This is a genomic window from Rossellomorea vietnamensis NBRC 101237 (assembly GCF_001591825.1).
GTDB classification, from domain to species: domain Bacteria; phylum Bacillota; class Bacilli; order Bacillales; family Bacillaceae_B; genus Rossellomorea; species Rossellomorea vietnamensis.
Genome location: NZ_BCVQ01000002.1, coordinates 147156 through 170785 on the forward strand (window position 1 = coordinate 147156; position 23630 = coordinate 170785).

Genomic DNA, 23630 nt, shown 5'->3' on the forward strand with positions numbered 1-23630 from the left:
GGGGGAAAGCAGAAGAACTGTCCCTCTATCTCAGCCCTTTTTTCGTTTATATTTTATTATATGGAGGTAGAGAGGGATATAGGCATGGATGGGACACGGGGACAGGTCCCTTGTCCCATTTCCATAAAGAGTGGAAAGCATGAAAAAGATATTTATTTGTGTAGTATCATCATTTTGTGTGGGGCCATTTTTTTGTTTGAAGAATCTGATATAGCTGGTTTGGGGGTTTGCTTCTTAACTCAGGTTGCCATTCGCCATAGGCTTTTTTATCGAATAGGGATAGGCCATGGTATGGGTTCATGCTGGATCTATCTGTTTGGCTATTTCCTCAATCTTTGGCACGAGAAAGGAAACGTAAGGCTCATCTTTTCGTATTTCAAACATATGCAGGGCATGTCGAAAGTAAGGAAGTGCCTGTGCATAGTCCTTTTTCAACTCAAAGTTGTAGCCGATTTGATAATGAAGCTCACCTAATCCCCAAAGAAGTTCTTCTTCAAAACACCACTTAATAGCTTTGAGACAGTAGTCTGTTGACTCCTTAAGTTCTCCCAAACGTGTCAGAACTCTGGCTGTACTGTAAAAAATTTTGGTTTTAATCGATTTATCCTGCAGTTGGCCGGTTGTATTCATGGCGGCTATGACTTTTTTATAGTAAGGAAGGGCCTCTTCATATTGCTTCATAGAGTAAAGAATAGCACCATTGCTTGAAAGGATTTCCATTTCTCTCTCGGACATGGCCTTTTTCTGATCCGCGGTCAATTGATAGGCCCGATCGAAGAGGGAAAAGGCAGCTTCGGCATCCCGCTTTACCTCAAATTGATAGATTCCTTTGTGCCAATAAAGAAGCTGGAGATGGTCATTGTCTTTATAAAAAAGGGGATTTTTCTCTTCTACCCTGACTAAATCCATCATTTCTTCATATTTTCGATACACTCTCAAATACCTCAGTTGTTTCTCCACTTCCATGATGTAATCAAGACGAGGCGTGGTCCCAATTTCAAAGAAATAGTTGACGTCCACTCCCAGTTTGACAGAGATCTGATATAAAGCGGTGGCACTTGGATAGATGTCCCCTTTTTCTATTCGGCTGATCAGCGCTTGGGTGCAGATCCCTTCTGCCAGGTCGCCTTGGGTAATTCCGACTGCTCTTCTTAATTCTCTGATTTTAGTTCCGATTACTGAATAGTCCATGGGGTCACCTCCTGGGTATTTTTATATTTTAACAGATATGTGTGGGGAGGGGACAGTCCGTTCTCCCTCACATAGTGTACCTTTCCTCACAATAAAAGAGACGAGGGAGATATTATCCCCTCGTCTCTAATATGTTTGCGGGACAAAGCACCTGTCCCTCTGTCCCAATTGAAACCAAATCATCTGATTATCTCCCAAGCCATCCCCCATCAACAGCTGCTAAATGTCCATGAACATAATTAGAAGCTGCCGAAGCCAAGTAGACGACGGTTCCCTTGAAATCATCCGGTTCTCCCCAGCGGTCTGCTGGAATTCGATCAAGAATCTGTTTACTTCTGACCGTGTCGTCAATTAAGGCAGTATTCATATCAGTAGCGATATATCCTGGAACAATTGCGTTCACATTCACCCCCTCTTTTGCCCATTCATTGGAGAGGGCTTTCGTAAGTTGGGCCACTCCACCCTTTGCTGCAGCATACGCTGGGACGGTTAATCCTCCTTGGTACGAGAGCAGGGAAGCGGTGTTGATGATTTTGCCTGATCCTTGCGCCACCATGTGACGGCCTGCTTCCTGACATAATAGCCAGACCACTTTTAGATTAATATTCAGCACATCATCCCAATCCGATTCAGGGAAATCGACGGATGGTGACCGGCGTTGAATACCTGCGTTGTTTACTAAAATATCAATCTTTCCAAACGTTGAAACCACATTGGGTATCGCTGATTTCACCTCTTCTACCTTTTCAAGGTCACAAGCAATAATGGAGCATTTCCTACCAAGATGTTCGATTTCCTCTTTTACACCGGTCTGTTCCGGGTTCCTTTGAAGTAAGGCAATATCAGCTCCGGCTTCTGCCAGGGCCAACGCCATTGAACGTCCGATCCCCCGTGTAGCCCCTGTAATGGCTGCAACCTTGCCGGTTAGATCAAATAAGTTCTTTGACATGAGTATCTCTCCTTTTCTTGTTTTTGATTGGTAAAAATTAGAATATAAGATGAAAAAAACACGATTATCGATAGTGCTATCATGAATCAAGTCTCTTTTATGAGCACCTGTTAGTTATTGTATCAAGAAATAGCTGACAATTTAAAACCAATCCCACTTGAGATAAACTAACCCATCATAGGATTTTAAAGATAATCATAATAACTAAGATTTCTAACCTAAAACTTTATACTTAGTAAAATATAACTAGAAGAATATTTTATTTGTCAATTTTTGTGATAAGATGTAAATGTTGTTAACGTTAACAAAAAATGACAAAAGGGGTTTTTATATGAAGAAGTTTATTGTGGGGTTAGTTTTATCAGTTCCACTAATCGTTACAGGGATTCCATCTTTATCGATGGCGTCCACAACAATCAGTCAGCCAGTTGAGAAAGCAGAAAACCAATTGAACCTACAAAAAATTGGTGAAAAAGCTTTAGATAAAATGCTTAAACAACAAAAGAAGGATTTTGAAGGAAGTAATCCTCTCTTAAATTCAGATATTTCGAAGCTGACAGAAACCGATGAAGCAGTTTTAATTTATTATGGTACTACTGAAGTAGATAAGCGTAAACTACAAGAGTTCACATATGATATTCAAAATTTTGAAGTATATACAGATGAACAAGGGAAATCTTATGTGGAAGCATATGTTATTCGAAGCTTTAAATTTGAAGGACAGGATGTTCTAACACAACTTGGAGATGATATTAAGTTAGAAATTAAAGTTCCTTCTTCACAATTGAATAAAACTAGTAAAATGAGCGAAACTAGTATTCAGAATATTGCGGAATCTCCAGATAATATACAATTAAGTTCCAATACTGCAGAAGCAAAAAATAAGGATAATACATTAACGTTAGACAAATTTCTAGAAAGATACCAAGAAGAAGTAGATAAAGAACCAATCTCAATAGTCCAAGATAAAGAAGATCTAAAAATGGAACTTCAAAATAGTCCATCTTTAGCAGCAGCATCATACAGTTATTATGGAACAAATGCAGCCGCGTATGCTCGAAAATACGCTTTGAGTCCTAACACAGCAAGCTATAAGTATTATAGTGGAGAAGATTGTACAAACTTTGTTTCTCAGTCTATTAAAGCCGGTGGAATGCCTAACTTCACAGATTGGAAGGCTTATACAGATGCATGGGTTAATGCAGGGGCATTTAGGGATTATATTCGTCAATCAGGTGGGATTTTAATGAGTACGGTTACAGACGACTATGCTCATGCTTTCCTAGGAGATGTGTATCACTATGATTATAGAAATAAATATTTCTTAAATAGTCCAGACGGTTGGATGGATCATACCGCAATCGTTACAGCGTTTGCAAATCCAAAAATTTTAGTAAGCTATCATTCAACAAACAGATTAAATGTAACAAGGGAATTCTTCACTTCCGTAGAAGGCGGAGTTCGATACCTTTCTGACATTAAGTAATAAGTAGTACGAAAGGCCAATGTATTTTCATTGGCCTTTCAGTTATATTGAAAGTGGAATAATTAACCATGATAGGTTGGTGTTTTATGAAAAGGTTCTTTTGGAAAAAAGGTTTACTTATCATTTTTGGCGTATTATTAATCTTAGCTATTTCTCTTCCACTCCTTGCCCCAGTAGTACATAATGATGACTCACCACGAAGTGCCATAAGAAATTATATTTACAGTGAAGGATATACTTACCAAAGCTTCTTCTCCTTCATTTCGGATGATGATTATAAAGATCAACAGTATGGTGAAAGATACAGTGTTGTGTGGAACGCTTGGAAGAGTGAAACCGGCATGAGTCCTTCTACATGTTATGCCCAAAAAACTGGTAAGGATCATTATGAAGTTACTTGTGGCACGGGACCATAAGTTCATCCTTTTTCAAAATACACTTAATCTCCAAGTATATTAGGATCAAACTCCCAGTAGGAAATGATCCCTTGCCTTTTTGATCTGGGAGTGGGACTTGAGGGATAGTCCCACTCGTCCCAACCATTATTTAAACGAAGCATACCCCTCATCCGCCATCACAACACTACCATTAATCGCATCCGCTTCCTCTAACGAAAGAAGATAAACCGCATTAGCCAGTTGCTTTGGCTGTGTGAGTTTGTTCCCCATTACTTTCGCTTTCATGGAATCAATGATGCCGTGGTCTTTATAGCCTTGAATGATCGGGGTGTCCACGACTCCCGGTGCGATGCCGACGACACGGATGCCGTATGGAGCCAGTTCCAATGCCGCTGATTTGGTCATCATGTTGACGGCTCCTTTTGTGGCGTGGTAGGCGAAGGTGTTAGGTGAAGCGAGTACCCCGAATACGGAGGTGGTGTTGATGATGACGCCTTTGATGTTCAGTTCTTTCATCTTTTTCGCCGCAGCGATGATACCGTATGCGACACCGTGCTGGTTGATATTGATGATTCTGTGGTAGGCATCCATGTTCATGTCGAGTACAGGGGTAGGTGACCCGATTCCGGCATTGTTGAACATGATGTCGATTCTTCCGTATTCTTCGACGGTTTTCTCTACTAAGCTGGTTACGTCCTCATGGTTGGACACGTCCGTTTTAATGAAGATGGCTTCGCCGCCCGCAGAACGGATCATTTCGACCGTTTCATTCCCCAATTCTTCATTGAAGTCCGCAACGACAACCCGGTCTCCTTTACGGGCAAACTTCAGACCGGTTTCCCGTCCAATTCCGCTTGCCCCGCCTGTAATGACCGCCACTCTTTTCGTCATGTGTATTTCCTCCTTATTTTAACATCTGAATTTATTTTAACATTCACATAAATTTATTATAATTTAATAAAACTAACATTTAGTTAAGTATTACTTAAGGAGGGACGGACCTTGAATATTGAACAGTTGGAGCATGTGGCAGAGGTGGCAAGGGCAGGGGCGCTTACGAAGGCGGCGGACCATTTGCATGTGAGCGCGTCAGCCGTGAGCCAGTCCATCAGCAAGTTGGAACAGGAGTTGGGAGTACAGATTTTCACCCGGAATCGTCAGGGTACCGCATTGACAGCAGAGGGTAAGAATATCATCGAGAAAGCGGAAAAAGTACTGGCGGCAATAGGCGAACTGAAGGAAGAAGCGAACCGATGCTCGGATACACTGACGGGTGAGCTGAAAATCGGCATGATCCCTGGTCCCATCAACCTTCTGATTGATACGGTATCAGCGTATAAGACTGATTACCCGAACGTGAAGGTAGAAATATATGAAATGGGACCGGTGAAAATTGTTGAGAGCGTCGAGAATAACGAATTGGATATTGGACTGATTTTAACCTCTGAGTCGTTCGCTGTTCAACATCACGAACTGGTGGCAGAGGAGCTCCTGGAAGGGAAAATGGTGGCCGGCGTTCACGAACATTCCCCGCTGGCCGCGTTTGACCAGCTCACCCCACAGCAACTGATTGGGGAGACTTTTGTTCTGTATAACGATGACTATATTAAACAATTTGCCCACGATACCTTATCGCCGTTTGGACCCATTGATATTCTGTTTACCACGAATAATACGGAGGCGATTAAGAGGGCGGTTCAAAGCGGGGTGGCGGTGACCCTTGGGATGGATTATTCGTTCCGGACCCTTGCTCCTTATACGAATCAACCGATTATTCCGGTGGAGATTGAAGGGGCGGGGAGTGAAGCCCTTCATCTTGCATGGATCAGAAGGAAGGATAGGGTTCCTTCGCGGAGGGTGGAGGAGTTTGTGAAGAGGGTGAGGAGGGAGTTGTAGGGGAGACGGCCCCGTTGTTCTTATAACATGACTGTATGGACCCTGGATTATGTCTGATTACTCATTTAGGGTGAGAGATCCAGTACCGTCTGATAATTAAGCTAACATGACCGGATATTTACTGTGAACATAAATAAAGCAGAAGCTTATAGCATCTGCTTTTTAGTAAACCTTTTCTCTTTTTTCTTCTTCATATACTCGTTCTGTTACAAATTGCTTTAGAAGGGTTTGGTAAGGAATGTTCTTTAATTCAGCTAAATGCTGCAAACGAAGAAGTAGGTCGCTTTCAATTCTGATACTAATTGGCTGAGTAGATGCTTTTCTTGGAGGTGGTAAATCCTCATCGTCTTCTACCATTATGCTTTCTTCCAATAAACGCTCACTCATGGCATGTTTCTCCCAAAACTGATGTTCTTCTTCTTCTGTCATGTGTTTTGGTATCAGATTTGGATCATCAATAATCATTCTGCCCATTTCATCTCTGTCCTCATTAAATGTATTTAAGCTCATGTTATTTCCTCCTTCTTTTATAATAAGATTTCCTTTCCCATTCAGAAGAATCCCATCCCGTAACAACTCGTATCATTTTATTCTTCTTCTCATAGATGACAGTTAGTATACGCCCATCTTCCGTCATCCCAACTAATTTCTTTCTTGCTGTGTGAGCATCTAGAGGGACTCTGTCAGGATCAAAAAATGATTGTTCTGCTTCTCCGGGTTCTATTTCGTGTGCCCTGACCTTTTTTTCGTTATGGTGATCCCAATCAAATACCAACTCTGTACTCCCCCTTAGTATATGTATATACCTTAATACATACATTGTATACTATTTTATAAGGAAAGGAAAAATTTTCAATTTAAAAAAGACAAGGAAACTGGTTAAAAGAATGCTCTAAAGGTAGCTCTTTCCGAGGTGCCTGAGCTAAAATGTTCTCACTACCCCTACATCGCTTCCTTCAACCCCTTCTTAATCAACCACTGATTCGCCGGATAACTCGTCAGAAACCCTAATATCATCGCAATTTGCATCATGAACCAATACGCAGGTTCGGTAGGTTTCGGCGGTTGAGTGAATAACAGATAATGCACAACGGCCATCCATCCGAACATCCCTACTTCAAAGGCGATCAGGGAAAGGGAGTCGGCTTTGATTGCCTGTTTGAAGGCGTTGAGCTTTCCATCCTCCTTGTTCATAGGATAAATCGCATAGAATTGAAAGATGATACCGAATAAATATGCGAGAATGAATTCCACCGTATAATGAGCAAATAAAGTAGTACCGGCAATCATGAGACCGGTCATGGCGACGATCGGAACACCGACCGCGTCACCGAAAGAGCAGCCTGCCGAGCAGTGGCTAGTGGAGACGAATACCTTGGCCCCATGGCCGCGATTGTCTTCCTTCTCTAAATCCTTCGCTTTCACCCGTCCCCACTTAAAATACGTCCACAGAGCTATCGGACCGAAGAACCACCCGTTGATCGGCCACACTACATTCATGATTTTCATCTTCTGCGGATGCTTGACCACATCCACTAATATAATGAGGGAAGATAACAGTCCTATCCCCAGAAAAATCCACGAAATCGTTGTTAGCACAGAATCATCCTTTCTATTTTTTCTCTATAAGCAAATATACCCGTTAGAGGATATCGATAATCTTTCCGAGATTGAGAGATTTTTTTGAAAAAGTTTTCCGAGGGTGTCCTTTTTCATTTTTCCAACCTATTTAAAACATGAATAGACGAGAAGGGTGGAAGAGAATATGAAATCAGGTTGTAAAGTGGCGGATCGAATCGGTGAATTGGATATTGTGGGGAATATCGTTCCTCATTTATGGTATAAGAACATTACGTTTTCAAGCGGGAAGGCACACTTTGTGGCAATTACCTTACTTGCGGATATTGTGTATTGGTATCGGCCGACGTTAATCCGGGATGACAGCAGGATGATCACCGGTGCCAGGACGAAATTCAAGGGGGATATGCTGCAGAAGAGCTATCAGGCTTTTGCCGATACATACGGATTTACGAAGCGCCAGGTGAAGGATGCGATTGATTTTCTTGTGGATCACCATTTGCTTATCCGTGAGTTCAGGACTATCTCGTCATCCAGTATCATTTTAAGCAATGTGATGTATGTGCAGCCAGTGGCAGAGAATGTGAAACGGGTGATGGAGGAGCGGTGTAACGTGAGTGAGCTCACTTCCATTTGCCCACCTGTTACGCCGGAACGTACCAGCCCATCCATTTCAAAGGATGGCCACCCCCGTCAAGAGGTGGGGGCTCTAGAGATGGATGGGGGGGACGTATACAGAGAGTACTTCAAAGAATCCTTCAGAAAAGAATGAACAACAACAACGCGCAGGCGAGTGTCCCGTTACTTTTTTTAAAGAAAATGAATTCGGCAGGCTGGGGTCTTATATGCAGGGGAAAATCAAGTCCTGGTGTGATAGCCTATCGGGCAGTCTGGTTGTAGAAGCCTTGAAAAGAGCGGTTGAACGGGGGAAGCATTATTGGAGCTATGTGGATGCGATCCTTGTGAAGTGGGAGCTGCTGCAGGTGCGGAATGTGAAAGATGCCAGGGAGAAAGAAAAGCAGGTCAAACCGTATAAAAAAACCATTGGTCGTGCCGGACGGAAACCGGTACGGACGGAAATGCTGCCGGATTGGTTTACGGAAGAGGGGTTCGTTGAAGTACCGGATGAATCGTTAGACGTAGAATTTGAGGTGGAGAAGGCGAAGTTGATGGCGGAGCTTGAAGCATTCCGGGAGCGTGGGGCTGGTGTTGTGATGTAAAACGAAAATGAATGAAAAAAGTTTGTTCTATGGTGTCCTTTTGAACCGGATGTTTATATATAAAGGGTGAAGGAGGAGATGGAAATGGAACAAACAGTTTGGATAAAGGATGAAATGGTGGATCATGAGGTGTTTCGAAACCCTGCGGACTTGCGGGTGTATATGTGGATTCTGCTTCGTGCAGGCCAGGATGGTACATATATTCACAGGAATGGGAGAATGCTTCGGGACATGAGTGAATCGATGTGGTATTACAACGGGAAGAAGTTAGATTGGTATTCGATTGAGTGGATTAAGGAGTGTCTGAAGAGGCTGGAGGGGTATGGATTGATACGGGTTGATGAGAATGGCTTTGTGGTGACGTATGGGGAAGGGGAAGGGCCGCCATCCCAGTGATCACATTCGGAAGCACGGGGAGGCATCCCTGTGCTTCCTTTGTTAAATGGCAACCAGCAAGTTCATAATAGTATAGTCATTCGATACTATGTAGTAGGAGGTACCCTTTCCAAAGCCCCCTGTTTTGCTCCATTATAAAAAAATACCTTCCAGCAGCCCGGATATTATATAATATAACGTCATTGAGAGAATTCCTTGGACAGCCAGTGCAATTAGGAATAAAATCTTTCGCACGAACCAATTAAATTTCCCGATTTTCGTATAAATAAAATACCCTGAACCCAACAACCCTTTTTGGAATGTGTTAGTTATTTTTTGAAATATGGTAGTGGGTGGGGTGTATATCGAAAGCTCGTAGAAACCTAACATTGTTTTTTCTAAGAGTACTATTGTACAGCCGTAAGCAAATTGGGTGGACAAAATCATCCCGACTCCTATTTCAATAACTTCAATCGTGTCTTCTATATGCCAAAACATCATTTCCTCCTAGTTAAACCAACTGATGACAGCGTTCCTTATCTCGGAGCTGGAATGGCCGAATAACTCACTAATCGCTCATTCTACGGCAATTCTAAAGAAAAGGTCCACTAAACACATTTTGCAGGATGCGTTCCAGGTTTATTGGCATTTATTTGAAGTTTTATGTAGATGATATACCCATAAAATGTAAAATAAACTCTTTTTTAGTAAAAGAAGTTGGGTAGTGAGGATGTATTTTCTGATTCCTTATTTCAGGGGATTAAGATAGAGTGAGAAGAGCCTAGAAGAGCCTCCCCGGCTCTCTCACTGAACAGGTGACAAAGGGGGAAATCCACACCTATTCCTTATCCTTTGATAGATTTGTCTTTAGTACCTCTATTTCCTTATCGTATACCTCCATTTCTTTGTCAAAATCCGCATCCTTCTTCTTTAATTCTTCTAAAAGATCTTTCTTTTCTTTTCCCATGAGTAGTCCTCCCTTTTTTTGCTTATTTTTTCTTTTTGATTATACGCCTATATGGTCAAAGGAAGAACCAGGAGAACCTTTCCCATGAAATTAAACAAACATTTGATTACCTATAGGGATGACTGGTATTATGCTTTTCATATATGTAAACAAATGTTTAGATAATATGTAGGAAGTCAGTGTCTATTTGAGATATCGCAAAGGAGCTTTTCGTAAATGCTCTTAAGGCGATATCTCATGAAGGAAAGGAGAGTCCCTATGCTGATACAATGTACCAAGAAGCTTCTTGACGAGTTGAAGATTATGCCGGTCAAAGAGGTTGAGGAAGTGGCTTCTTTGGAAGCGTGGCACGCCAATTTTATGAAAATCGGCAGGCATAAGTTCACGGTGCTTGTTAATGATCAAAACCGTTACGCCATTGTCCTTTATGGGATGAAAGCGAAGGATAAAAAGAACATTCATCAACTGATTGTGCAAGCGATTCGTGAAGTGTTTCAAGCTGAATCCATCAAGGAAGAGATCATTGAAGACTATCTGGAGGCGACCACTGAGCTTACTTTTGCGAAAACCAAGGATCGAAAGCTGGTTGCCAGGTTGAATAAAGCCTGCGAATCCGTACACTTTGGTGAAAAATATTGGGATCCCAATTCGATTGTTCAGGTGGAGATGAGTAAGTGGATCAGTTCGCTCTTGGTCGGAGACGGGAAGAATAGTTATTTTCACCCCAATGAAGCGATGTATGAGGACTTGAAGGAAATCTCCGGTGAGTCTGTTTTCGACAGAGAAGCTCTTGTCCTTAAGGCAACCCTTGAACTTGAGCAGCACTCCATTTGGAGGAGGATCAAGGTGCCGGCGAACATTTCATTTACCGAACTGCACCGGGTTCTGCAAACAGCGTTTTCATGGCACGACAGCCACCTCCATGATTTTACGATTTATAAGAAAGGGGAGGACGGGTCCCTGAAGCAGAGCCTGCAATTGGTTTGTGATGAGGAGGCGTTCTCCTATGAAGGGGACATCCCGTTGGAAATGGAAACCGGCCAAAAAGTAACACCATATCTGCCGGCCCAAATCGTTTATACCTATGACTTTGGGGATGGATGGGAGCATACCATTGAAGTGGAACAGGTCCTCCATGAATCCACAGTCAATTATTCCGTCTGTATCGACGGAGAAGGCGACGCACCGCCTGAGGATGTCGGGGGAGAACCTGGCTTTGATCACTTTCTTACCATCATTCAAGACTCCTCCCATCCGGATCATTTGCAGATGAGGGAGTGGGGAGAAATGCAGGGATATCGGGAATTTGACATGAAAGAGATTAATTGGAGATTGAAGATGCGGTAGCAGGACAGGCACTCTCGCCCAAAAGAAAGAGACGAAAGGATTTCCTTCGTCTCTTTTTGGCGTTTGCCGAACAACTTAAAAATGAATAGACATCAATATAAAAATAGCAGAAGCACTGGTCGTGATACATAGTAAATAGATAATCATCACGGCCTGGACCTGCGACAGTCCGTAGCTCAGCAGTCGATGGTGCAAATGCAATTTATCCGCATGAAAGATTGATCGGCCCTGCTGGATTCTTTTTAAGAAGACAAACAGAGTATCAAAGATTGGAATTGCCAGTATCAATAAAGGAATATTGATGGTGATGACCGTGATCGTCTTCATGGCCCCGATGATCGAAATGGCCCCGATCATGAAACCGAATAGGGTTGACCCCGTATCCCCCATAATGATCTTCGCAGGGAAAAAGTTATGAGGTAAGTATCCGATCGCGACTCCTAACATCAGTGCAGAGAGTAGAGCGGAAACCGGTTGATTCATCAAGATGGACGTGATGAGGAACGTGAATGCGAAAATCCCGGCCATACCGCCTGCCAATCCGTCCAGGCCATCCATGAAATTAATGACATTAATGATGAAGATGATCCACACCATGGTGAACAGCTTACCAAGTACAGGTGAAAGCTCCATATATCCTAAAACAGGAATATCAATCTGTGACACATAGTCCCCGAATTGAACGATCAGGAAGGCAGCGATAATCTGAACCAGCAGCCTTGGGAATGGAGAGAATTCCTTTGATTTTGTTTTATAGTAGTCATCGATGAAGCCGATGGTGCTAAGCATGACAACCGCCAGGAGTAAGGCAATGGTCAGACTCATAGGTAAATAGTCAAGCCATCTTAATAATAAGATGCCAATGAGAGTAATGACGGTAAACACAGCTCCTGCCAGCATTGGCAGAGGTTTCTTATGTACTTTTCGATTGTTTGGGTTATCTACGAAATTAATTTTGATGGCGAAAGGGATAATGAATTTGACCCCTATATACGTCATGATGGACGTTAAGAGGACGATTATCAGAGATAATGTGATCATTAAAATAGGTGCTCCTTTGTAAGAATAGGATATCTAGTAAACTTTCAATTGGTCATTTTCATTCAGTATATTACATAAAGTAAGGATTTTCTACAATTTGTAAAAATATATTTAAGAGAGATGAAAGGCATTGGAACAAGGGGACAGGCATTCTCGCATTTTGCTAGTATTAGGACGGAATGAGATATCATTTCTTTTATTCAGTTGTGGGAGGAGGGGCAAGTCCCTCCGTTATAACATAAAAGGAAGACGAAGGACCATGTCCTTCGTCTTCTATCTTGACTTGGTCGGACAGGAGGCAAGCCCCCGTGCCCCGTCTTATTTATTCAACAGACGATACAAAATCACACTCGTTTCTGCTCTGGTGGAGTTTGCCAGTGGGTCAAAGTCTCCGTTGCTTCGTCCTTTGATGAGCCCTGCCCCTGATGCTTGGTAGATTTCTTTAGTGAACTTGGAGCTGAATTGGCTTTCGTCTTTAAATTTCTCAAGAATTTCTGTCTGCTCCAACACTTCCGGGTCTTCAACTTTCATGGCCCGTACGATCATGGCTACCATTTCCTGGCGTGTGATGTTTTGTCCTGGTCGGAATGTGCCATCCGGGAATCCGTTAATGATGCCCATGCGGTGTGACGCTTCGATGTAGGCTGCGGACCAGGATTGTTGCGCGGACACATCTTTGAATGTTCCATTTAATTCATCCGTTTGTACATTGAGCATACGGGCTAGTAATACAGCAAACTCTGCACGGGTGACAGAATGATCCGGTAAGAATGCAGTCTCTGTTTTCCCTTGTATGATGAGTCTGGAAGCTAGGTGTTCGATTTCTGTCTTAGCCCAATGGCTTTGAATATCTTTAAACGATTTACTGTTTTCAAGCACTGTGAAGGATGTAAGCTGCTTCGCTTTCATGATCCAGTTGTTCCCGACTCTTTCGCCACCTGCAAATTGCCACTTTCCTGATTTTTTATTCAAGCTTACTCCAAAAATGGCTTTTTCACTTGCAGTCGAGACGTTATTCGGAAGAGGGAGTGAAACGGTAAATGGTTTCTCCATCATGGTATTTAATGCTGGATCACTGAATTCTACGTTCAAAATATTCGTTAGGAATTTGGCACCGTCTTCTGGTTTTTCAAACGTAATGGTCATATTTAAGTCAGAAGATGCCTTCGCTAGGGCAAATGTTTCCTTTGGAACCGTGATGGCAGCGCCATCAACACGTATCGTTACGTCCTTTTTACTGTTTTTCAAAAATGTTTGCATATCAGGTGAAAGCTTAAACGTTGCACCTGATAAGTCTTTCGGAACGTTCAGTTCAAGAGTCGAATCTGTTTCGACAAATTGATCCTTAGTTACAGTGATTTTATCCACATCACCTGGTGTCGGTGGTTCAGGATTTTCCACAGGAGGTTGTCCAGGATCATTTTCCCCGGTAGTAAACGTCCACACATCCGACCTCACTTCTCCGCCGAATTCATCTCCTGCTTTCACATACCAGCCATACTGCTGATCCTTCTTTAAACCATTCCAGTCCACTTCTGCCTTATGATCCACGGCAGTGACTGTCTTTCCGATTTGATTCTCTGTATAGACATTCACTTCAAATCGATCCGTAGACACTTCTTTACTTTGCGGTTGAAGCGGGAGGTCGATGACAAATTCGTCTTTTCCTGGATATTGGTCCGTGTTGTAGTAGTTATAATCATCCAGGTACGGTGAGTAGGTCTTCACATAGATCTTATTGTCGGCTTGATTGACATGGAGGAGTCTCATGTAGCCTTGTCCGCCTTCTGGTCCTCCTTGATAATCGGCTAACATTTGATACACTTTCCGATCTGGATTGCCGTCGCCATCATCATCGATTTCATCGACTAATGTTTCGCTATCATGGTAATGACCGCTGAAGGCTGCGATGACATTTTTATTTGGCTTCACAACCTGTTCGAAAATGTCATTCCCGAGGGGGCTGCGGTTTCCGGATACTAACAGGTACTCATGGAAACTAAGGATTGCCATACGATCAGGGTGTTCTTGTAACACCTTGTTCATCCAATCGATATCTTCCTGTTCGATTCCCCACCCCATGTACATCATGATGAAATCATTGCCGTTCGCACTGACGAGATCATAGTGACCGCGGTTGTCTTTGTATGATTCGCCGTAATAAGGCTGCTTGTTGAAGCGATCCTCCCCGAAGTACTTGGAGTATTGAGTGTAGTCATTTGTTTTGTGATCAACGTCGTGATTTCCTGCAAGTACACCATATGGTATGTCTGCGTCTTCCAGCACTTTCATATATTCATCCGCATAGGCCCACTGCTGTGGATCGTCTGCTTCATCCACCAGGTCACCTGTGTGGAAGACATAAGGGATGTTTAACGATTCTTTGTTTGCAGCAACCCAGTCCACCATCTTTTTGTAAATATGAGGGTAGCTTTCAGAATAATATTGGGTATCCGACATCCAGACCATCGTATAGTCAGAGGAAGCTTCCGGTGCCACTTCATCCTGGATGAGGACTTGGACTTTATGATCTTTCAGGTAGTCTGATCCTTGTATTTCTGCTTCTAAAGAGAAATTCTCTTCCCTGGCGACCTTCCATTGCTGCATATCCCATTTGGAATCGGCAAAGTTCCATACATACATGGATACTTTACGGCCGGCCATTGATTTTCCGTCCCATTTCAGTTTCACGGTATCCTTATCAGATACTGTCGAATCAACACTGACTTCAAAGCGTTGATAAGGGAACTTGGTAGTGGAAGTGGTCGTCATGAACTCTCCATCAAGGTCACTGACCTTTTGGATATCTTCATCTGATGCTGCAATTTCTCCGTCCATCTCAAGAGTGAGTGGAGGCTCGGTGTCCGCAGCATGGGACACTACCTTCACTTCGGCATCGGATGGTTTGTAGTGAAATCCTTGGTAAAACTCGACATTGAGCTCGTCGTTCGTAGGATCTTTCACTTCAACCGAAAGCTTCGTGTTATTCCCTATTCCAGTTGCGTTCGGCCCGGGATTTAGTGCTTTTGGTGTCGTAGGATGCTCATCGACGACGGTAAAGGTCACCGTTTTCTTTGCTTCGTTCCCGACGATATCTTTTGCTGTAACGTCAAACGTATGCTTACCGGCAGATAGCTTGGCAGAAGAGGTTTCGTAAGGAAGCGTGATCTCCTTGCCGTCAAGAGTGGCTATCATTTCCGTTACACCTGAGAACTCATCCTCAACCGCTGCATTTAGGGTGAATGGACCTTTGTAGTCTTTTTTATCGGTTACCGTCGGCTCGATAGTCGGAGCGGAATTATCCACGATTATGTTGGAAGAAATCGAATTCGTTCCTTCGGTTGCGGTGATCGTATTTTCTCCTTCCTTCGCCGTTGACGTATCCCATTTATATGCTTTCGAAATAAACTTTTCTTCAGGAATGTTGAAGGAGAAGTCATAGGTCGGTGTTGCCGATCCGCCGTCCCCCACGGTCAATTCCTGTTCGATCTCATCGTATTTCGGGTCATAAATGATCGTTCCATCGCTCAGGACGAGACGGACATTTTTAATGTAAAAGTCGTCTCTGTTCTCTTCAGACGTCGTATCAAAAGGAGAGACCTTGGTACCCGATCGGATCGAAATGACCGTGTCCTTTTCAGAGCTGATCTGATTCGGTTGAATGGGCACACTCATGGTGACATAGGAGTTGATCGTATCATCAAAGATGGAGAGCACTTGATCATCCATGGTCACACCGTTTTTGAAAAATAAGTTGGTCTTTTTCACTTCAAACGAGAAGTAGGCAGGTTTTTCGAGTGCTTTGTAGGTATCGTTCGTGACATCCTTATTCCCTATTTTTAAAGAGATATCTTCATATGAAGATGGGGAAGAGGTGGCTGCCACGATCGTGTCCTTGCTGACGATGGCTTGATCTTTCATATTTAAGCGCAATCCTGCGTTCTCTTCATCTCCCAGGATTGAGATCGTTTTCTTGTCGGTTTCAATGCTGTTGGTTCCGTCTGACACTTGCACATAGTATTCCAACGACTTTTTGCCCATTAATTCTGGTAAATAAATCGTATGGTGATAGAGTGAATCATCATAGTTTTCCATCAGGTTGACAGAGCGGTAGCTAGACTGTTCGTTATCTTTATAAAATAGTTTTACGGTTTTGACGCCGATATTGTCTTTGGCATCGAACAGTAGTTGGAGTGATCCTTTTTCTTCCACTTCCCGTACATTGGTTACGTCTTCAAGAGTGGGATCTTGAGTATCGTCCGGAAGCTTTACTTTTTCCTGTGGAACCTGCGTTGGAGTGGCAGTCCCGGGTGTCGCTGCCTCCGTGCCTGAGCTGACTTTCACCATTTCGTTCTTTCCGTTGGTCGGGAATGCGTACAGGATTCCTTTGTTCGCTGCTGTATCGTCTACATTCGGGACGTCATTATAGTAGGAAGTTGCTATTTCTTTTCCCGTATTCGTTGCAATCACGATCCCCCGGTTGCTGCCGTTGGCCATCCCGTCAGAATGGACCTTGACGATGTTTTGATTTTCTACAAGCTGAGATTGGTAATTCTCGTTGAAATCAGCCACGGTTTTGTCGCCATTTCCTTTATTGATAATCCAAAAAACGAGGGTTTCCCCGGATGGAATGGTGATATCTTCTTTTTCACCCGGCCAGGTAAGATCGGCTTCCGGCCCGTCCATAGGATAGCGGTAGCGGATTTTATAATCTTTGAAATTGATATCCTTGTCGGAGTTATTATAGATTTCGATGAACTCATAGCCATCGAGGCCGTTTACATTATCAGAGTCTGGAACCACCTCTGTCACTAAAAGAGTGGGGACCATTTGAGCGTCGTATTCCGCTTTTTTGATAGTGGCGGTGTACGTATCGGTAGACACTTTATTGACACCGTCGGTTGCCTCGATTTTATATTGAAGCTCCTCGGAACGGAGAGCTTCTTTTGAAATCGTCGCTTCGTAGGTTGAACCTTTTTTCAGTGTCATGGGTGTTGAGGTCCAAGGGCTATCTGCATCTGTGCGGTACGATAGGGAAACTGCCTGGATCTCTTGATTGTCCGTGACCTCGGTCTGGACGGTTACATCCTGACCACCTGTGATTTCGGTCAGTGGAGTATGGGTGATGACCGGTGCTTCGGCATCATCTCCTGCCTGTACCGGTTGTGATGGGACCTGCCCCTCCAACGTCATACCAGGGTTTGCTTTAATGGAGGATCCGACGTTCACCATTTTATTTCCTGTCAGCGGATATTTATAGGTAACGCCGCTGTCCTCTTTCACATCGGTTGCCACATAGGTCGCTTCAGAGAATTCAACCCCGAGGTCGTCCGCGATCTTCAATGTCTTTTCCGCGCTATTGGACATCCCGTCATCTTCCACGGTCGTGATTTCCGCTTCTGATAAGCTTGTCCCGTAATTGGCGTTAAAGTCTTCTAATGTCGAGTCGGCATTTGCGCCATTTTTGACCCAGACGACGAATGACGATTGAGCCGGAACCACTTTATCTTCTGTTATATCCCAATCTTCGCTCGTCCCGGATGACGGAGTATGGTAGATGAGCTTGTACTCTTTCATATTGATTTCCTGATTGGTATTGTTATAGACTTCGATAAATTCAAAGCCGTCTTTGGAGCCGACGTTAGATGAGTTCGGCGTTAGCTCGGTGATGAGAAGCTTGGGTGCTGCCTGTGCGTCGAACTCCTCTGTTTGATTGATGCTTACTTCGAATGGAGTTTGGGTGTCGGTTGGATATGTAACGGTATTTGTTCCATCTTTGACTTCGATGTAGTAGCTTAGACTTGAGCCTAAATAGTCTTCAGCCGGAATTTCTGCAGAGTATGTTTGATTTCCATTGCTCGTTAGTTGCATAGACTTCGGTGGAAGAGCGTCGTTTGTTTGGTAATGAACGGTTGCTGTCAGCAGGTCTTGATCATCTTCAATTTGGACGTTGATGGATAGATTTTGATTGTCATCAACAGACGTTACTGGCTGGTGGGTAATCACTGGTGGTTGGTTGGGTTGGTCTGGTTGAGATAGGTTGATTTGTTCGACGTCAATGATGCCTGGACTCGGTGTGGAATTGGTTCGGAATGTCGCCATGGCAGGTGAATTTGGATCATGTTTGAATTCTTTTCCGAGATCTTCAGATACTTCATCTCCAAGGTAGCTGGCAGTGGATAGCGGTTCCCGGTTAGCATTCGAAAGGGTGATTCCTCTTTCTCCCCCATTGGCCATGCCGGTAAAGCCATCCCCAGAGAATTCTAGTAAATGGTCATCCTCTATAGTAGAAGCATAGTGGGTTCGAAAGTCATCCTTCGTCTTTCCGGATTTATTAAACCATAATGCGACCGTTTCGTTCTCGGGAACGCTGTAACTTGGAACAGTCAGTTCTACATCAGAATGAGATCCATCTGTATATATGTAGGAAACGTAATAGTTTGATAGATCCAAAGGTGCATTTGTCGGATTATGAATCTCGAAGTACTCATAGTCCTCCGCCCCAAGGATATCTGGAACGACTTCAGTTATAAGCAGATCTGACACGGGGGCTGCAGCTTTTGTCTTAATAGCTGGAGCGAAGGTAGTGAACACAAGAGAGGCACAGAGGCCAAAAGAAAAAACCTTACTAAACCGGTGATTCATACATTTTCCTCCTATATATAAATATTTTGTCAATATTCATACTAAAGACCGATTGTTAATGGAATATGAAAATATTGTAAAAGTATTGTAGGGAGGGCGTGCGGACGGTTCTGTTACTTATTTTTGTTTTATTCTGGGTGTTTTAGGAGAAGAGATGTCCCTTTATATCAGAAACGAAAGAACCGTCCCCGTACTCCTTAGAGTTATGTTCATTATTCTGTCTTAGAATGCTCCTTCATGCGGATACCATATTCTGTTATAATATTAGGAGGTTTTTACTATTGATGAATGACTTAGGACAGACTTGACTACGAAGAGGCAGGGAATAGATTAATAAGCTAATGGAGTTAAGGTGCCTGAATCGTGAAGTTCATAATACATATTAAGGGGTTGTAATAATGATAGAGGAACTACATTCATTAATTGATTATATTGGTTTAATTCATGTTATTTTATGTTTATCTTTGCTTTTGTTTTTCTTTATCTTCTCAATAATAGATTTGTCTTTAAGTTTTTGGAGTCTAGTTATTATGGGATTTATTTTTTATACAGTGTTGAATATAAACGACGCACCTTGGTCAATATTTGAAAAAACAATGATTTACGGAATGTTTTGTGCAGGTGGTTGGATCATAGCCGTTCCATTTAATATCATTATTTCACTTATGAATGTAGGAGAAATTGTTGTGAAGAAGATTAGGAAATGGGCAGAATACTAAAACAGGGACATAGGGACAGGTCCCCTTCTCCAAAATGGATTAATATGAAAAAGACGAAGGAATAGGTTCCTCCGTCTTCTTTCTTAATGGGACATGGGAATTATCCCTCTGTCCCACCTATTCCTCAAACTGCTCTTCGTCGAAGTAAGGGGTATAGTTGTAGATCTTCCATTTTCCGCTTTTTGAATCGAGCTTCAGGTTATAGGATCCATCCATTTTAGACGTAAAGTCCATGTTGAAGTCATCGCTCTTATAAGTGAATCTTCCGACCATTCCAGTAGCTTCTACAGTAAGGAAGCGGTCAGAGCTGGATAGGATACTGAGTGAAAGCTTCGAATCATCAATTTCGACTGTGTATCCTTCATCAGCAGGGAAGTAGATTCCGCCAAGATCCCTTGCTTCTGTCAGGTAGTATCCTGTGCCGTTTTCTTCATAGAGTGCCATCAGTTCATCAGATGCATTAGTCTCCATCAGGCTGTTCTCCTTAAGGATGTGATCTTTAAGGAACCCTTTTACGTCTTCTTCAGCAGGAAGATTGGATTGCTCCTTGTTTAATCCCCGGTGAATCATGACGATTGCCTGTGCTCTAGTTGCTAGATTGAGTGGTTTGAAAGTCGTTCCAAACCCTTTCACAATTTCTGCGTTAGAAGCTTTGTTGATGTAGTCAAATGCCCAATAATCCTTGCTGACATCAGAGAATTTCTGAGTAGCCGAGTTCTGGAATGGAACCGTTTTCTCAAAGGCAAGCACAATCATCTTCGTCATTTGATCTCTTGTGATATTGTTATTTGGTGAAAATGTTCCATTTGTGTTTCCGTTAATGATTCCAAGGCTGCTCGCCGTATTTACATACTCATAGTACCAAGCTGACGATTTAACATCGCTGAATTTCTTCGCTGGCCCATTTGCTTCCAGTGACAGTGCGTTTACGAGGATTTTTGTAAACTGTGCCCTAGTGATATTGTCATTGGGCTTCACAGTCATATTCATGTCTTCATCCATATACCCGTCAATGATATCAGCATTGATGAAATCATTGATTTCTTCCCATGCCCAGTGTTCCTCATCGATGTCCATAGGAATGTAGTGATCAATCGTCTTTCCTCCAGCAGCAAAAGCCGATTGTAAAGGTAAAGCAATGAATGCCAACCCCAAGCAAAGTAATAGTTTAAATGCTTTCAAATGGTGTTTCCCCTCTCAAAATATGTTACTAACAGATTGATAATATTTCATTTATGTTAAATTAGCTATCAGAAAAAAATGGTATTTTTGGAAGGGGTAGGAATGCTTGCCTGGTGTTCCAATGTTCAAGTGACATCTTCTAAATGACTACTGATCTTTCTCTGAATTTAGGCTGGGATAAGTGGACTAGTCGGTTCGTACTTAGTAGGGTTAAATTACCAATAATCAATGAGGTAATATTCGCCTATTTTTATGATAAAATTGCCAATGGTGTTTCATACCAGATTAGTAAAATTTATTGTGTAAGGTAATCAACCCTGTAGAATCTACTAATCTAACATCAAGATTACTACATATGAAGGAGTTTTATAAATGAGTCATTATTCCACACGTTTCCGTAAGGTATTTGCAGCAGCTGCAGCGGCCGCGGTTATTTCTTCAACTGTGCCGACGGCTTCGGCGTTCACATTTAAAGATGTATCCGTAAGATATGAGCTGGCCGTAGATTATTTAGTGAAAGAACATATTACAAACGGTCTTTCAGATTCAGAATTTGGCATCACTGACCAGATTAAACGGGCAGACGCAGCGGTCATGATTGCGAGAGCACTGAACTTAATTGGAGAAGAAGCACCTGATGCGGGGTTCAACGACGTGCCAAAACGTGCACAGAGCGCAGTGAACATCCTAAAAAAGCAAGGTATCATCAATGGGAAAACGGCAACTCGTTTCGGTTCGGACGATACATTGACCCGCGGGGAAATGGCGATCATCATAGCCAGGGCTTATCACCTCAAAGGCGATGCTAATGTGCCGTTTGTAGATGTGAACAACCGTTACATGGAATATGTAAAAGCCCTTATCGCAAACGACATCACCCAAGGAAAATCGGCCACTTTATTTGGTACCGATCAACAAATTACACGCGGTGAGTTTGCGCTTTTCATTTATCGTTCAGAATCTCCATATAACCCAGTCATGATGAAAGTCATCCAGCCTGAAGACATTCATGCACGTACATATATGGACGTTTCCCTTCCGACGACGGTTGACGTTCTCATGCGAGGAAATAACCTGGAAGAAAAAATGGTAAGTTGGGAAATGACCGACTTCAGTTCTCCGGGAGAGCACGTTATTCAAGGGGACATTATCGGAACAGACTTGAAGACCTCCCTGCACATTACAATTGAAACCACATTTGAAGACGTCAATGCCCAAAAAGCGGACGAAATCATTGCGTCCTTACCAGAAACAATCACCTTGGCAGATGAAGAAAAAATAAAAGAGGCAAGAGCGCTTGTTGATGAAGTGCTTCAAAGAGGAAGCGAAGATATGATTAAAGGCTTTGCGACTCTTGTGAAAGCAGAAGACACGATTGACCTTCTTTATGCAATCAATGATGCTGAAGAAGCCATCAAAGCCTTGCCGGAAATCATCACACTGGATGATAAAGACAGTGTGGAAGCAGTAAGGAATCAAGTAAATACTGTTTATGGCATGAATGCAAAAGCAGATATTCCAAGTATTGAAAAGCTGGAAAAAGCGGAGAGTACCATTCTATTGCTCACTCGTACGAATGAGGCGGAGGAAGCAATCAAAGTAATCCCTCATCCGGTTGCTCTTGATGACGCCGAAGTAATTCTAACAGCCCGGGCTAAAGTGGAAGAAGTGTTGAAAGTGGATGCAGCCGCAGTTATTAAGGGCATTTCAGTCCTGCAAGCCGCTGAATCTGACATTGAGCTTCTCCAAGCTGAAAATCAGGCAGAAGAAGCCATTGCCGCTCTCCCGGACTCTATTACATTAGAAAACCGTTCTGACGTAGAAGCAGCTCGTAAAAAGGTAGCTGCAGCATTAGAACTGGATAAGAGCATCAGTATCGCTGGATTAACTAAACTTGAATCAGCAGAGGAACGCATTCAAGAACTCCTAGTCGAAACGGCACAAGTGGACCTGAACTCGAGTCGGGTTAAGATGAATACCAATAAAACGTACCAACTAACGGCATCCGTCACACCAACTGAAGTCTCGGATTCCCTAGACATGACATGGACTTCAAGTAATCCGACGGTTGCAACTGTGGACGACAATGGAGTTGTCACTTCTCACGAAGAGGGCTCGGCCGTCATAACGGCGACGCTTGAGAATGGAAAATCGGCTGAAAGCATCATTGACGTCACGGATCGGCCGGCACTTACATTCAGTCACGGTACAAGTCAAATCAACAATGTGATCAAAAGCTTGAGTACTTCTTTTTATAATTTGAGCGAAAACACCGTTACGGTTAAAAAAGTTGAGATCTATGAAGGCGGGACAAAAAAATCCGAGTATACGGAATCTAAGCTAATGGATGCTGGGATTGATACAGAGATTGGTTACTACGAGCAGTTTTCATTAGGCATTACGTATAACTTTGGAGGATTGTTGGCTTCGAACGGGGTCTATGTCCTCTATACAGTTGAATCGGGACAAGGGACTTATGAGTTTAAGTCAGTTATTAAATAATATAGGATTCGAAAACCCCTTCTTTTATTTTTACGGGTTCGGTTTTAAAGTACAAAATTTGAATGAGCAGTGCTTATCGCACAGTAATTTTCAATTGAATCAGTAGACACTTTAGTAGTGAAATGAACACGTAA

At 42.9% G+C, this 23630-nt stretch carries 19 protein-coding genes; 9 read left to right on the top strand and 10 right to left on the bottom strand.

Features of this window, described 5'->3' with window-relative positions; all coding sequences use genetic code 11:
- Positions 1 to 297: 297 nt before the first annotated feature.
- Both BVI01S_RS01840 and BVI01S_RS01845 read right to left on the bottom strand, forming a co-directional pair.
- Positions 298 to 1191 carry an RNPP family C-terminal domain-containing protein gene (locus BVI01S_RS01840; RefSeq protein WP_061809011.1) on the bottom strand — a complete coding sequence of 298 codons (894 nt, stop codon included), beginning with the start codon at positions 1189 to 1191 and terminating at the stop codon, positions 298 to 300.
- Positions 1192 to 1378: 187 nt separating this feature from the next.
- Positions 1379 to 2140, bottom strand: coding sequence for an SDR family oxidoreductase (locus tag BVI01S_RS01845; protein WP_061809012.1), 762 nt, complete (start codon positions 2138 to 2140; stop codon positions 1379 to 1381).
- Positions 2141 to 2471: 331 nt separating this feature from the next.
- Here BVI01S_RS01845 and BVI01S_RS22415 point away from each other — a divergent pair, with 331 nt between their 5' ends.
- Both BVI01S_RS22415 and BVI01S_RS01855 read left to right on the top strand, forming a co-directional pair.
- The gene (locus BVI01S_RS22415) at positions 2472 to 3626 is read left to right on the top strand and encodes an amidase domain-containing protein (RefSeq protein WP_061809013.1); all 1155 of its coding nucleotides are present in this window, start codon (positions 2472 to 2474) and stop codon (positions 3624 to 3626) included.
- 86 nt (positions 3627 to 3712) lie between these two features.
- Positions 3713 to 4042, top strand: a complete 330-nt coding sequence (locus BVI01S_RS01855) for a YjcN family protein (protein ID WP_061809014.1) — start codon at positions 3713 to 3715, stop codon at positions 4040 to 4042.
- 126 nt (positions 4043 to 4168) lie between these two features.
- Here the strand turns inward: BVI01S_RS01855 and BVI01S_RS01860 are convergent, their stop codons facing one another.
- Entirely contained in the window at positions 4169 to 4915 is a 747-nt protein-coding gene (locus tag BVI01S_RS01860; protein ID WP_061809015.1) for an SDR family NAD(P)-dependent oxidoreductase, read from the bottom strand.
- 111 nt (positions 4916 to 5026) lie between these two features.
- On the opposite strand from BVI01S_RS01860, the gene BVI01S_RS01865 reads away from it, so the two are divergent.
- Positions 5027 to 5920, top strand: a complete 894-nt coding sequence (locus tag BVI01S_RS01865) for a LysR family transcriptional regulator (RefSeq protein ID WP_061809016.1) — start codon at positions 5027 to 5029, stop codon at positions 5918 to 5920.
- Between the two features lie 162 nt (positions 5921 to 6082).
- Here BVI01S_RS01865 and BVI01S_RS01870 read toward each other — a convergent pair whose 3' ends face one another.
- The 3 genes from BVI01S_RS01870 to BVI01S_RS01880 all read right to left on the bottom strand — a co-directional run bounded on the left by BVI01S_RS01870 (position 6083) and on the right by BVI01S_RS01880 (position 7519).
- Positions 6083 to 6430, bottom strand: coding sequence for a CopG family antitoxin (locus BVI01S_RS01870; protein WP_218000673.1), 348 nt, complete (start codon positions 6428 to 6430; stop codon positions 6083 to 6085).
- A 1-nt stretch (position 6431) separates the two neighbouring features.
- Positions 6432 to 6695: a BrnT family toxin gene (locus BVI01S_RS01875; RefSeq protein ID WP_061809017.1), complete on the bottom strand. Its 264-nt coding sequence runs from the start codon at positions 6693 to 6695 to the stop codon at positions 6432 to 6434.
- A gap of 167 nt (positions 6696 to 6862) precedes the next feature.
- Complete coding sequence (locus BVI01S_RS01880; RefSeq protein WP_061809018.1) at positions 6863 to 7519, bottom strand: DUF4396 domain-containing protein; 657 nt, start codon at positions 7517 to 7519, stop codon at positions 6863 to 6865.
- A 166-nt stretch (positions 7520 to 7685) separates the two neighbouring features.
- Here BVI01S_RS01880 and BVI01S_RS01885 point away from each other — a divergent pair, with 166 nt between their 5' ends.
- The 3 genes from BVI01S_RS01885 (at position 7686) to BVI01S_RS01895 (ending at position 9114) form a co-directional block, all read left to right on the top strand.
- The gene (locus BVI01S_RS01885) at positions 7686 to 8270 is read left to right on the top strand and encodes a hypothetical protein (protein WP_061809019.1); all 585 of its coding nucleotides are present in this window, start codon (positions 7686 to 7688) and stop codon (positions 8268 to 8270) included.
- Complete coding sequence (locus tag BVI01S_RS01890) at positions 8218 to 8718, top strand: DnaD domain-containing protein (RefSeq protein ID WP_082804623.1); 501 nt, start codon at positions 8218 to 8220, stop codon at positions 8716 to 8718. Before BVI01S_RS01885 ends, BVI01S_RS01890 begins: the two co-directional genes overlap by 53 nt.
- 84 nt (positions 8719 to 8802) lie before the next feature.
- Positions 8803 to 9114 carry a hypothetical protein gene (locus BVI01S_RS01895; protein ID WP_061809021.1) on the top strand — a complete coding sequence of 104 codons (312 nt, stop codon included), beginning with the start codon at positions 8803 to 8805 and terminating at the stop codon, positions 9112 to 9114.
- Positions 9115 to 9931: 817 nt separating this feature from the next.
- On the opposite strand, the gene BVI01S_RS23040 is transcribed toward BVI01S_RS01895, so the two are convergent.
- Positions 9932 to 10060, bottom strand: a complete 129-nt coding sequence (locus BVI01S_RS23040; RefSeq protein ID WP_280512977.1) for a hypothetical protein — start codon at positions 10058 to 10060, stop codon at positions 9932 to 9934.
- A 258-nt stretch (positions 10061 to 10318) separates the two neighbouring features.
- Here BVI01S_RS23040 and BVI01S_RS01905 point away from each other — a divergent pair, with 258 nt between their 5' ends.
- Positions 10319 to 11407 carry a plasmid pRiA4b ORF-3 family protein gene (locus BVI01S_RS01905; protein ID WP_061809023.1) on the top strand — a complete coding sequence of 363 codons (1089 nt, stop codon included), beginning with the start codon at positions 10319 to 10321 and terminating at the stop codon, positions 11405 to 11407.
- A 75-nt stretch (positions 11408 to 11482) separates the two neighbouring features.
- Here the strand turns inward: BVI01S_RS01905 and BVI01S_RS01910 are convergent, their stop codons facing one another.
- Together BVI01S_RS01910 and BVI01S_RS01915 are read right to left on the bottom strand one after the other, a co-directional pair.
- Positions 11483 to 12448 carry a glycosyltransferase family 4 protein gene (locus BVI01S_RS01910; protein WP_082804624.1) on the bottom strand — a complete coding sequence of 322 codons (966 nt, stop codon included), beginning with the start codon at positions 12446 to 12448 and terminating at the stop codon, positions 11483 to 11485.
- Between the two features lie 318 nt (positions 12449 to 12766).
- Positions 12767 to 19093, bottom strand: coding sequence for a lamin tail domain-containing protein (locus BVI01S_RS01915; RefSeq protein WP_082804625.1), 6327 nt, complete (start codon positions 19091 to 19093; stop codon positions 12767 to 12769).
- Positions 19094 to 19491: 398 nt separating this feature from the next.
- Between BVI01S_RS01915 and BVI01S_RS01920 the strand changes: the two genes are divergently transcribed.
- The gene (locus BVI01S_RS01920; RefSeq protein WP_061809024.1) at positions 19492 to 19812 is read left to right on the top strand and encodes a hypothetical protein; all 321 of its coding nucleotides are present in this window, start codon (positions 19492 to 19494) and stop codon (positions 19810 to 19812) included.
- 117 nt (positions 19813 to 19929) lie between these two features.
- Here the strand turns inward: BVI01S_RS01920 and BVI01S_RS01925 are convergent, their stop codons facing one another.
- The gene (locus tag BVI01S_RS01925) at positions 19930 to 20994 is read right to left on the bottom strand and encodes an S-layer homology domain-containing protein (RefSeq protein WP_061809025.1); all 1065 of its coding nucleotides are present in this window, start codon (positions 20992 to 20994) and stop codon (positions 19930 to 19932) included.
- Between the two features lie 372 nt (positions 20995 to 21366).
- Here BVI01S_RS01925 and BVI01S_RS01930 point away from each other — a divergent pair, with 372 nt between their 5' ends.
- Positions 21367 to 23496, top strand: coding sequence for an S-layer homology domain-containing protein (locus BVI01S_RS01930; protein WP_061809026.1), 2130 nt, complete (start codon positions 21367 to 21369; stop codon positions 23494 to 23496).
- Positions 23497 to 23630 lie beyond the last annotated feature (134 nt).

Bases quoted from the DNA above. Each gene is read 5' to 3' on its own strand.
- BVI01S_RS01870 (WP_218000673.1), bottom strand. From the start codon at position 6,430: ATGAGCTTAAATACATTTAATGAGGACAGAGATGAAATGGGCAGAATG.
- BVI01S_RS01845 (WP_061809012.1), bottom strand. From the start codon at position 2,140: ATGTCAAAGAACTTATTTGATCTAACCGGCAAGGTTGCAGCCATTACA.
- BVI01S_RS23040 (WP_280512977.1), bottom strand. From the start codon at position 10,060: ATGGGAAAAGAAAAGAAAGATCTTTTAGAAGAATTAAAGAAGAAGGAT.
- BVI01S_RS01920 (WP_061809024.1), top strand. From the start codon at position 19,492: ATGATAGAGGAACTACATTCATTAATTGATTATATTGGTTTAATTCAT.
- BVI01S_RS01895 (WP_061809021.1), top strand. From the start codon at position 8,803: ATGGAACAAACAGTTTGGATAAAGGATGAAATGGTGGATCATGAGGTG.
- BVI01S_RS01905 (WP_061809023.1), top strand. From the start codon at position 10,319: ATGCTGATACAATGTACCAAGAAGCTTCTTGACGAGTTGAAGATTATG.
- BVI01S_RS01855 (WP_061809014.1), top strand. From the start codon at position 3,713: ATGAAAAGGTTCTTTTGGAAAAAAGGTTTACTTATCATTTTTGGCGTA.
- BVI01S_RS01930 (WP_061809026.1), top strand. From the start codon at position 21,367: ATGAGTCATTATTCCACACGTTTCCGTAAGGTATTTGCAGCAGCTGCA.
- BVI01S_RS01885 (WP_061809019.1), top strand. From the start codon at position 7,686: ATGAAATCAGGTTGTAAAGTGGCGGATCGAATCGGTGAATTGGATATT.
- BVI01S_RS01840 (WP_061809011.1), bottom strand. From the start codon at position 1,191: ATGGACTATTCAGTAATCGGAACTAAAATCAGAGAATTAAGAAGAGCA.
- BVI01S_RS01915 (WP_082804625.1), bottom strand. From the start codon at position 19,093: ATGAATCACCGGTTTAGTAAGGTTTTTTCTTTTGGCCTCTGTGCCTCT.
- BVI01S_RS22415 (WP_061809013.1), top strand. From the start codon at position 2,472: ATGAAGAAGTTTATTGTGGGGTTAGTTTTATCAGTTCCACTAATCGTT.
- BVI01S_RS01910 (WP_082804624.1), bottom strand. From the start codon at position 12,448: ATGATCACATTATCTCTGATAATCGTCCTCTTAACGTCCATCATGACG.
- BVI01S_RS01890 (WP_082804623.1), top strand. From the start codon at position 8,218: ATGGGGGGGACGTATACAGAGAGTACTTCAAAGAATCCTTCAGAAAAG.
- BVI01S_RS01860 (WP_061809015.1), bottom strand. From the start codon at position 4,915: ATGACGAAAAGAGTGGCGGTCATTACAGGCGGGGCAAGCGGAATTGGA.